The 9,530-nt window shown below is 73.1% G+C and carries 8 protein-coding genes and 2 pseudogenes; 4 read left to right on the top strand and 6 right to left on the bottom strand.

The annotated features are described in order from the left end of the window. The 4 genes and pseudogenes from MCAG_RS29135 to MCAG_RS29125 form a co-directional block, all read left to right on the top strand. Positions 1-349: pseudogene (locus MCAG_RS29135) on the top strand (hypothetical protein); the annotation flags it as partial. A 156-nt stretch (positions 350-505) separates the two neighbouring features. Further along, a complete protein-coding gene (locus tag MCAG_RS35485) occupies positions 506-1,036 on the top strand; it encodes a hypothetical protein (protein WP_232290323.1) in 531 nt (176 codons plus the stop codon). After that, a complete protein-coding gene (locus MCAG_RS29130) occupies positions 1,026-2,501 on the top strand; it encodes a hypothetical protein (RefSeq protein ID WP_232290432.1) in 1,476 nt (491 codons plus the stop codon). The genes MCAG_RS35485 and MCAG_RS29130 overlap by 11 nt, the downstream gene beginning before the upstream one ends. A 153-nt stretch (positions 2,502-2,654) precedes the next feature. Next, a complete protein-coding gene (locus tag MCAG_RS29125; RefSeq protein WP_007076520.1) occupies positions 2,655-4,241 on the top strand; it encodes a DHA2 family efflux MFS transporter permease subunit in 1,587 nt (528 codons plus the stop codon). Between the two features lie 67 nt (positions 4,242-4,308). Here MCAG_RS29125 and MCAG_RS33105 read toward each other — a convergent pair. The 6 genes and pseudogenes from MCAG_RS33105 to MCAG_RS29100 all read right to left on the bottom strand — a co-directional run. Continuing rightward, a pseudogene (locus MCAG_RS33105) lies at positions 4,309-4,533 on the bottom strand (LUD domain-containing protein); the annotation flags it as partial. Positions 4,534-4,558: 25 nt separating this feature from the next. Then, positions 4,559-4,861, bottom strand: a complete 303-nt coding sequence (locus tag MCAG_RS30065; RefSeq protein WP_007076519.1) for a hypothetical protein — start codon at positions 4,859-4,861, stop codon at positions 4,559-4,561. Further along, positions 4,851-6,281, bottom strand: a complete 1,431-nt coding sequence (locus MCAG_RS29115) for a lactate utilization protein B (RefSeq protein WP_007076518.1) — start codon at positions 6,279-6,281, stop codon at positions 4,851-4,853. The genes MCAG_RS30065 and MCAG_RS29115 overlap by 11 nt, the downstream gene beginning before the upstream one ends. Continuing rightward, a complete protein-coding gene (locus MCAG_RS29110; protein WP_007076517.1) occupies positions 6,278-6,967 on the bottom strand; it encodes a (Fe-S)-binding protein in 690 nt (229 codons plus the stop codon). Before MCAG_RS29110 ends, MCAG_RS29115 begins: the two co-directional genes overlap by 4 nt. 106 nt (positions 6,968-7,073) lie before the next feature. Further along, positions 7,074-8,462 (bottom strand): glycoside hydrolase family 43 protein, encoded by a 1,389-nt coding sequence (locus MCAG_RS29105; protein ID WP_007076516.1) that lies wholly within the window; start codon positions 8,460-8,462, stop codon positions 7,074-7,076. Between the two features lie 79 nt (positions 8,463-8,541). Then, the coding region (locus tag MCAG_RS29100) for an MFS transporter (protein ID WP_083802387.1) at positions 8,542-9,530 on the bottom strand (989 nt) is incomplete at its 5' end.

The following is a 9,530-nucleotide window of genomic DNA, read 5'->3' as shown; positions in this document are numbered from 1 at the left end:
CGTCGTCGCGGTGAACCTCGCCCACCTCGACGTCGCGGCCGTGCCCCGGTGGTGGGCGGTGCCGCTGGTCGGCGTCGCCGCCGTGGCGACCCTCGTCGGGACGAACGCGCTGGTGATCACCTCCCTGTTCGCGTTCCGGGCCCGCGACGTCGCCCGCCTCGCCCTGCACTTCGCGGTCCGCGCCCCGGGGGTGTCCCTCGGCACGGTCCTGCTGCTCGCGGCGTCGGCCGCCGTCACGGCCGTCACCTCGGAGGCGGTGCTCGCGCTGGCGGGCTCGGTGTGCGCCCTCGCGCTGCTGCGCGTCGCCGCCCCGATGACCGCGACGATCCGGAGGGAGTTCACCGCATGATTCGGCCCAACGGCACGACCGGTCCCGCCACCACCGGCCCCGCCACTTCCAGCCCTACCGCGACCGACGCCGCCACCACCTGCCCCGCCGGGGGCGTGCACGCTCGCCTGGCTGCCGCCGGAGGCGTTCGGCCCGCTCGGCTCGCGCCGCGTCCTCGTGCGCGGCGACGGCGGGCTCGTCGACACCGTCTTCGACGAGGTCGAGCATGCCTGCGCCCGGCACGGCGGGCGGGCCGCCCGCAGCGCCGGGGACCCGGGGGTGGACCTGGTGCTCGCGCTGCGCGACGCCGGGCCGCTGCCCGCGCCGGTGGCGCGGGTGGCTCGGTCGACCGGAGCCGGCGGGTCGCTCGGCACCGAGGGGTACCTGCTGGCCCGCGCCGAGGGCGTCACGATGGTGCTGGCCGACACGCCGGCCGGCCTGCTGTACGGGCTGTTCCACGTGGTGCGCCTCGGCGCTGCGGCGTTCGACGGCGACCGCCCGGCGCGGCGGCACGCGCCGGCGGTGTCGCTGCGGATGCTCGACCACTGGGACAACGTCGACGTACACCCGGTCATGGGGCAGGTCGAGCGGGGCTACGCCGGCGGGTCGATCTTCTGGCACGCCGGCGCGGCACGCCGCGACCTGGACCGGGTCCGCGCATACGGGCGGTTGCTGGGCCGCGTGCGGCGTCAACGCGATTCTCGGTGAACAAACGTCAAACGTCCACGCGACCGAGGCGGCGGCTGCTGACCGACCGCCCTCGGGGACGTCGCCGAGCTGGCCGGACGCGCTGCGTCCGTACGGGATCAGGGTGCACCTGTCGGTCACCTTCGCCGCGCCCGTCGTCCTCGGCGGCCTGCCGACCGCCGACCCGCTCGACGCGACGGTGCGGGCGTGGTGGGCCGCCGCCACCCGCCAGGTGTACGAGCGCATCCCCGACTTCGGCGGCTACGTGGTGAAGGCCGACTCCGAGGGCCAGCCGGGCCCGTTCACGTACGGGCGCGACCACGCCGACGGCGCGAACCTGCTCGCGGAGGCCCTGGCGCCCTTCGGCGGCGTGGTGCACTGGCGGGCGTTCGTCTACAACCACCGGCAGGACTGGCGGGACCGCTCGACCGACCGGGCGCGGGCCGCGTACGACCACTTCGCCCCGCTGGACGGCCGGTTCCGGGACAACGTGGTGGTCCAGGTGAAGTTCGGCCCGATCGACTTCCAGCCGCGGGAGCCGGTGTCGCCGGTGCTGGCGGCGATGCCGGCGACCCGGCTGGCGGTGGAGTTCCAGGTCACCCAGGAGTACACGGGCCAGCAGCGGCACGTGTGTTATCTCGCGCCCTGCTGGAGCGAGGTGCTGGCGTTCGCGCCGTGGGGGCCGGGCGGGCCGACCGTCGCCGACGTGGCCGCCGGCGCGGGGCCGGGCCCGGCGGCCGGCGGCGGCCTGGTCGCCGTGGCCAACGTGGGTGACGACCCGTTCTGGACCGGACACCCCCTGGCCCAGGCCAACCTGTACGCCTTCGGCCGGCTCGCCTGGGACCCCCGCCTGGACCCGACCGCCGTCCTCGACGAGTGGATCGACCTCACCTTCCCGGCGGGGACCACCGGCGACCCGACGCTGGTGCGCCGGACGCTGCACGCCGTCATGGACGGCTCCTGGCGCACCTACGAGCGGTACACCGCGCCGCTGGGGGTCGGTTTCATGGTCAGCCCGGCGAACCACCACTACGGTCCCGACGTCGACGGGTACGAGTACTCGCGCTGGGGCACCTACCACTTCGCCGACCGCGAGGGGGTGGGCGTGGACCGCACCCGCGCGACGGGCACCGGCTTCACCGGCCAGTACCCACAGCCGTGGTCGCGGGTATACGAGTCGCTGCGGGACTGCCCGGACGAGCTGCTGCTGTTCTTCCACCATGTCCCGTACGGGCACGTGCTGCAAAGCGGGTCGACCGTCATCCAGCACATCTACGACACCCACTTCGCCGGGGTGCAGCAGGTGGCCGAGATGCGACAGCGGTGGCGGCGGCTGGCCGGGGTCATCGACCCGGCGGTGCACGCCCGGGTTACCGAGCGCCTGGACGAGCAGTTGCGCTGTGCCATCGAGTGGCGGGACCAAATCAACACGTACTTCTTCCGCAAGTCCGGGGTGCCGGACGCGCGGGGGCGGCAGATCCATTGAGCAGGGCGGCGATGCCGGCCGACGCGCGCAGTGACCGTGGCCACAGCCCACGGAGGCGATAAAGGTCGGTGGAGTGTGGGTGGGCCTTGTTAACGTCACCGCCTGGTGCATGGCCACTCGGCGGCACCCGCCAGCTTCATCAGGAGATTCGCTGTGAGCAGTCAACCCGCGGCGCCGACCAAGCTCGACGCCGCTGTACTGAAGATCGCCGGAGTCGTCGTCCTCGGCGCGATCATGTCGATCCTCGACGTGACCGTGGTCAGCGTGGCACTGCCCACGTTCCAGACCGAGTTCGACGCCTCCTACGCCCGAGTCGCCTGGACGATGACCGGTTACACGCTGGCGCTGGCCACGGTCATTCCGCTGACCGGCTGGGCCGCCGACCGCTTCGGAACGAAGCGGCTCTACATGGCCGCACTCGTGCTCTTCACGCTCGGCTCGGGCCTGTGCGCCACCGCCGACTCCATCGGCCAGCTCATCGGCTACCGGGTGCTACAGGGCCTCGGTGGCGGCATGCTGATGCCGCTCGGTATGACGATCATGACGCGGGCGGCCGGCCCTGATCGGATCGGCCGGCTGATGGCGGTGCTGGGCATCCCGATGCTGCTCGGCCCGATCGGCGGGCCGATCCTGGGCGGGTGGCTGATCGACGTGGCGAGCTGGCAATGGATCTTCCTGATCAACCTGCCGATCGGTGTCGTCGCGCTGGCCTACTCGCAGTGGGCGCTGCCGAAGGACGCACCCGAGCCGTCGGAGTCGTTCGACTTCGTCGGCATGCTGATGCTCTCGCCGGGTCTGGCCCTCTTCCTGTTTGGGGTGTCGTCGCTGCCCGAGACCGGCACGTTCGGCGACCGCAGGGTGTGGCTGCCGATGCTCGTCGGTGGGCTGCTGGTCGTCGGGTTCATCCTCTACTCGTTCAAGCCGAAGCACCCGCTGCTCGACCTGCGGCTGCTGCGCGACCGCAACCTCACCGTCGCGTCCGTCACGATGGCCGTGTTCATGATCGCGTTCATGGGCGCCGGGCTGCTGTTCCCGAGCTACTTCCTTCAGGTGCGCGGCGAGTCGACGCTCGACGCCGGCCTGCTGATGGCGCCGCAGGGCATCGGCGCGATGGTCACCATGCCGATCGCCGGCATGCTGGCCGACAAGATCCCGGTCGGCCGGACCGTGCCGTTCGCGCTGGTGCTGATCGCGGTGGGCTTCTTCGCGTTCACGCAGGTCGACACCGACACGTCGTACTGGCTGCTGTGCGGCTCGCTGTTCGTCATGGGCCTCGGCATGGGCGGGACGATGATGCCGGTCATGACGTCGGCGCTGAAGACGCTGACGAACCACGAGGTGGCCCGGGGTTCCACGCTGCTGAACATCCTTCAGCAGATCGCGGGCTCGGCGGGTTCGGCGATCATGTCGGTGATCCTCACCAACGAGCTGAACGAGTCGCCGGTCATCCCGGGGACGGTCGACCCGAACACGGGCGCGCCGGTCACCGAGGCCGGTCTCGCCATCGCTGTCAAGCAGAACCCGGACCTGGCCCAGCAGTTCCCGGTCGACCCGGGGATCCTCCAGCGGGGCCTGGAGTTCGTCGCCGACTCGTTCTCCACGACGTTCTGGGTGGGCTTCGCCCTGGTGCTGGCGACGTTCGTGCCGGCCTTCTTCCTGCCGCGCAGGCGCCAGCAGTCTCACGTGCTCGACGACGAGCAGGGCGGCGGCCAGGTTGCCGCCCCGGCGCTGATCCACTGATCGCCCGTCGCGGCGTGGGCCCCGGGGCTACACGCCGCGACGCCTTCAGCCCGCGCGGGCCGGGGGCCTACCGGTCCGGCTGGAGGCAGACGATGTCCAGACGGCGGGGGCCGTGCACGCCCTCCACCCGGTTGAGTTCGATGTCGCTGGTCGCGGAGGGCCCGGAGATCAACGTCAGTGGGCGGGTCGGGTCCGGCAGTGCCCGGACCATGTCGGGCAGATCGGCGACGATCTGGTTCTCGTCGACGACCGCAGACGTGGCGGTCGGGCACGAGGGTGAGCAGTCGCCGGCCCTGGGCGGGGCCGGCGTCCCAGCACTATGGTGCCCGGTCTCGGCGACGGCCCACCGCGCAGCCGGTCAGCACCGCCAGGCCGGGGGCGTCCAGGTCGGCGACGGTGAGCGCGTTGCCGGGCAGGCGCGGCGGGCCCAGCGCCGCCGTCCACTGCGGCGGCGTTCCGGCGGGCACCACCACGCCCGAGGCCGTCGCGAGTAGCCCGGCGAGCAGTTCGGGCAGCTCGTCGATCCGGGTGCGGTGGACGGTCGCGCGGTAGTCCCGCGCCCGTTCGGCGAATCGGGCGGGCAGGTCAGGCGCGGGCGACCCGGGCAGGTCAGCGGCCATGGGTGCGGCTCCACCAGTCGCGGAACGATTCGGCGGCGGGCAGCGGCGCGTCGCGGTGCGCCGTCCAGGCCGACAGGGGCCACGGCGCGCGGCGCAGCCGCCCCCCGCCGCGCCGGGTCAGGGCCCGCAGGGGCCGGCCACCCGCGCGGGCGGCCCGCAGCGCCGCCCGCCACCGGCGGCGGTCCCGCATCGTCCAGGCCAGCAGGCCCATCGCGGCCCGCTCGGCAGCCGGGGGCTTCCCGGCCTGGCGCAGGTGCACCAGGATCTCCGGGATGTTGATCTTCACCGGGCAGACGTCGTAGCAGGCGCCGCAGAGCGTCGAGGCGTACGGCAGGGTCCGGTTCGCCCCGGCGTCCTGCCCGGTCAGCTGCGGCGACAGAATCGCGCCGATCGGCCCGGGATAGACCGACCCGTACGCGTGGCCGCCCACCCGCTCGTAGACGGGGCACACGTTCAGACAGGCCGAGCAGCGAATGCAGCGCAGCGCCGCGCGACCCACCGGATCGGCGGCCACGGTCGTACGCCCGTTGTCCAGCAGCACGATGTGCAGTCGCTGCGGGCCGTCCCCCGGGGTAACCCCGGTGAAGATCGAGGTGTACGGGTTCATCCGCTCGCCGGTCGACGAGCGCGGCAGCAGTCGCAGGAAGTCGCCCAGATCGGCGAAGCGCGGCAGCAGCTTCTCCACCCCGACCACCGCGATCAGCGTGTCGGGCAGGGTGAGACACATCCGCCCGTTGCCCTCGGACTCGACGATTACCAACGAGCCGGTCTCCGCCACGGCGAAGTTGGCCCCGCACACCGCGACGCGGGCGGCCAGGAAGGTGCGCCGCAGGTACACCCGCGCGGCGGCGGCCAGTACCGCCGGCTCGTCGGAGTCGGCCGCGAAGCCGGGCATCCGGCGGGCGAAGATCTCCCGGATCTGGCTGCGGTTGTAGTGGATCGCCGGCACCAGGATGTGCGAGGGGGTGTCCTCGGCCAGTTGGACGATCAGTTCGGCCAGGTCGGTTTCGATCGCGGTGACGCCGACCGCCGCCAGTGCCTCGTTGAGGCCGATCTCCTGGGTCGCCATCGACTTGACCTTGACGACCTGGTCGACGCCCTGCGCCCGGACCAGGTCGGCGACGACGGCGTTGGCCCGCGCGGCGTCGGCGGCGTGGTGCACGACCGCCCCGGCGGCCGTGGCGGCTGCCTCGAACTGCGCGAGCAGCTGCGGCAGCCGGTCGAGGACGTCGTCCTTCACTGCGGCGGCGCGGTCGCGCAGCAGCTCCCAGTCCGGGACCTCGGCGACCACGGCAGCCCGCTTGTCGCGGATGGTGCGGGTGGCCCGGCGCAGGTTGCCCCGCAGCTGCGCGTCGGCGAGCTGGGGCCCGGCCGCCCGGGGGAACGGGGTGCGGGCCACGATGGGCAACTGCCGGCTCACGGGACCGGCCCGCTGCCGGGCGTCGCGGCGAGGATCTCGGCGTAGTGGATCGGCCGTGGCGCGCCGGGCCGGCGGGCCAGCCCGCCGCCGATGTGCATCAGGCAGGAGCTGTCGGCGGCGGCGAGGTAGTCGGCTCCGGTGGCCACGGCGTTGGCGCACTTGTCGGCGAGCATGGCGCCGGAGACCTTGGCGTTCTTCAGGGCGAAGGTGCCGCCGAAGCCGCAGCACTGCTCCGACTCGGGCAGGTCGACCAGCTCCAGCCGCCGCACCGCCGCGAGCAGCCGCAGGGGGCGGTCGCGCAGCCGCAGCACGCGCAGCCCGTGGCAGGTGGGATGGTAGGTGACCCGGTGTGGGAAACTCGCCCCGACGTCGATGCTGCCCAGCACGTCGACGAGCAGCTCGGACAGCTCGTACACCGGCAGCCCCGTGTGCGTGCGCAGGTGGGCCACGCAGGACCCGGACGGGGAGACGATCGCGTCGTGGCCGGCGAACACCGCCTCGACGCCGCGCTCCAGCTCACGGGCGGGCGCAGCGTAGCCGGTGTTGGCGTGCATCTGGCCGCAACAGGTCTGCGCGGCGGGGAACTCCACCGTGTGGCCGAGCCGCTCCAGCACCGTGACCGTGGCGATGCCGGCCTGCGGAAACAACGCGTCGTTCAGGCAGGTGACGAAGAGCGCGATGCGCACTGCACTCCTCCCCGCCGTGGCCGGTGTCGGACGGCAGCCTAGCGGAAAGTCGGCGTCGTGCGAGGGAGTCCTTTCGGCCCGCTCCCACCCCGTCGTGAGCGGGCGCTCAGGCCAGCGGGGCCACCGGGCGCAAGGAGCTGTCCGCCCGGAAGATGGCGGTGTCCTGGTACAGGTCGACGCGCAGCGCGTAGTCGTAGTGGCGCAGGTACCGGCCGGGATAGTTGTAGGACTCCAGCGAGACCGAGCCCGCGACCGAACCGGGCCGGGCGCAGAACGTGGCGTCCCGCCCGAAGATCGCGCTGCCGTCGTGGACGTCGGCCCTGATCCGGAAGTCGTAGTGCCGCAGGTACCGGCCGTCGGCGGTGCGCAGCGAGAAGCAGTTGGCGTCTGCGAGCCCGGCGACGACGGTGAGGGTGGCGTCCTGCCGGGCCTGCGCGGGGCTGGCCGTCGAAACCGGGTCGAGGTAGCCCAGGTTGTCCGCGCGGCGGGCCGCGTACCGGTCGGGGAAGTTGACCGACTGGAACGAGCGCGCGCCGGTGGGCAGCGTGACGCCGCCGGGCACCGTCTCGCGGAGCACGGTGAAGTGACGGGCGAAGCCGGACAGCCCGGGCAGCTCCACCGGCGGGGTCCAGGTGCGCAACCCGTCGTAGCTGTCGCTGAAGTAGTACTTGCCGACCGTGTACCCGTCGAAGTAGATCCGCCAGCCGCCGTTGTCCAGCTGCACCAGCGCCTGCCCCTCGCGCGGCGCGCCCCAACCGGCCCAGTCGCCGGTCCCGACGAAGGTGTAGGGGCCGTTCAGGCTGCTCGCCGTCGCGTGCTCGATGTACTTCGTGGTCTCCTGCTTGGCGAACGCGTGGTACGTCCCGCCGACCTTCACCACGAACGTGTCGATGTGGTTGGGGCCGATTCCGGCCAGCGGCGTGGGCGCGCCGAACGAGGTGAGCGAGGTGTTCGTCGCGCGCAGCCGGTGCGGCTTGAAGTCGGCCCCGTTGGTGGAGAGCGAGACGATCACGTTGACGCTGCCGTCGCTGTCGACGAACCACTCGGGCGCCCAGGTGTTCTGCACCGTCATCGGGATGGTGTGGTTGCGCAGGAACGTCCAGTTGACCCGGTCGGTGCTGGTGGCGAAGCCGATGGTGTTGCCGGTCCAGTTGGTGGTGTAGACGATGTAGTACCGCCCGTCGGTGTGCCTGATCACGCTCGGGTCGCGGATCAGCCCCGTCGGCGGCGTGTAGGCGGGCCCGCGTAGCAGCCGGTACCCCGTGGCGTCGGCCGACTCGTAGACGTACATGTTGGATTCGCTGCTGTTGGTGAACGCGGTCATCGTGTACCGGGAGGTCTGCCCCGCCGGGGGCACGGCGGCCGGGGTGACGGCCGCCGCGCCGGCCTCGGCGGGGGCGGTCCCGACGGCCGGCACCACGGCGACGAGCGCGACGAGGGCGGTCGCGGCCGTGAGCGCAACCCGGCGCCACGACCGGCGGACGGTTCGGGACATCTGCCACCCCCACACCAGCAATCGAAATTACTCGATGTTAACGCTCGCCTGACCGGGTGGCAACAAAGGCGTAGTCCCGTCAGTGCGCCGGCACGACCACCGCGTCGTCCACCGGGCCGGCGAGCCGGGCGGGCCGCACGACGACGAGCAGGACCGTGGTGGACGCCACCATCGCGCCGGCCACCACCAGGGCCATCGCCACCGCGCCGGTGCCGAGCACCCCCACCAGGGGCGCGGACACCGCGCCGACACCGAACTGCACCGCGCCGAGCAGGGCCGAGGCCGTGCCCGCCGCCTCGCCGTACCGGGACAGGGCCAGGGCCGGCGCGTTCGGCATCGCCAGGCCCGCCGCCGCGAGCACCACCCACAGCGACGCCAGCAGGCTGGGCAGCCCGCCCAGGCCGGTCGCGGCGAAGACGAGCAGCGCCAGCCCGGCCACTGTCCCCACGCCGAGGGAGGCGACGAGGATCCGCTGCGGCGAGTGGCGACGCAACAGCCGCACGTTGAACTGGGTCGCCCCGATCAGCCCCACCGCGCCCGCCCCGAAGGCCAGCCCGAACTGCTGCTCGTCGAGGCCGTACTGCTGCTGCAGGACGAACGACGACCCGGCCACGTACGCGAACAGCGCCGCCATGGCCAGGCCGGCGACCAGCACCAGGCCGACGAACGTGCGGTCGCGCAGCAGCGAGCCGTACACGGCCGCCGTCGCGACCACCCCGCCGCGCCGACGCCGGTCGGCCGGCAGGGTCTCGCGCAGGCCCAACACGGCGACCACGACGAGCACCGCCCCGAAGACGGCCAGGGCCACGAACACGCCCCGCCAGTTCGTCCAGCGCAGCAGCGCGCCGCCGAGGGTCGGCGCGAGGATCGGCGCCGCCCCCATGACCAGCAGCAGCCGGGAGAGCAGCGTGGCGAAGGCCGCGCCGCTGAACAGGTCGCGGACCACGGCCATCGCGACCACCGTGGCCGCCGCGACGCCCAGGCCCTGCACCACCCGCAGCGCGCCGAGGACGGTCACGGTCGGCGCGACCACGCAGAGCACCGACGCCACGACGTGCAGCGCGAGGC

It is taken from the genome of Micromonospora sp. ATCC 39149 (assembly GCF_000158815.1).
GTDB lineage: Bacteria > Actinomycetota > Actinomycetes > Mycobacteriales > Micromonosporaceae > Micromonospora.
Note: the sequence above shows the minus strand (reverse complement) of the source record. Positions and strands in the feature narration are given on the sequence as shown.

Bases quoted from the DNA above. Each gene is read 5' to 3' on its own strand.
- MCAG_RS30065 (WP_007076519.1), bottom strand. From the start codon at position 4,861: ATGGCCGCTGACCTGCCCGGGTCGCCCGCGCCTGACCTGCCCGCCCGA.
- MCAG_RS29105 (WP_007076516.1), bottom strand. From the start codon at position 8,462: ATGTCCCGAACCGTCCGCCGGTCGTGGCGCCGGGTTGCGCTCACGGCC.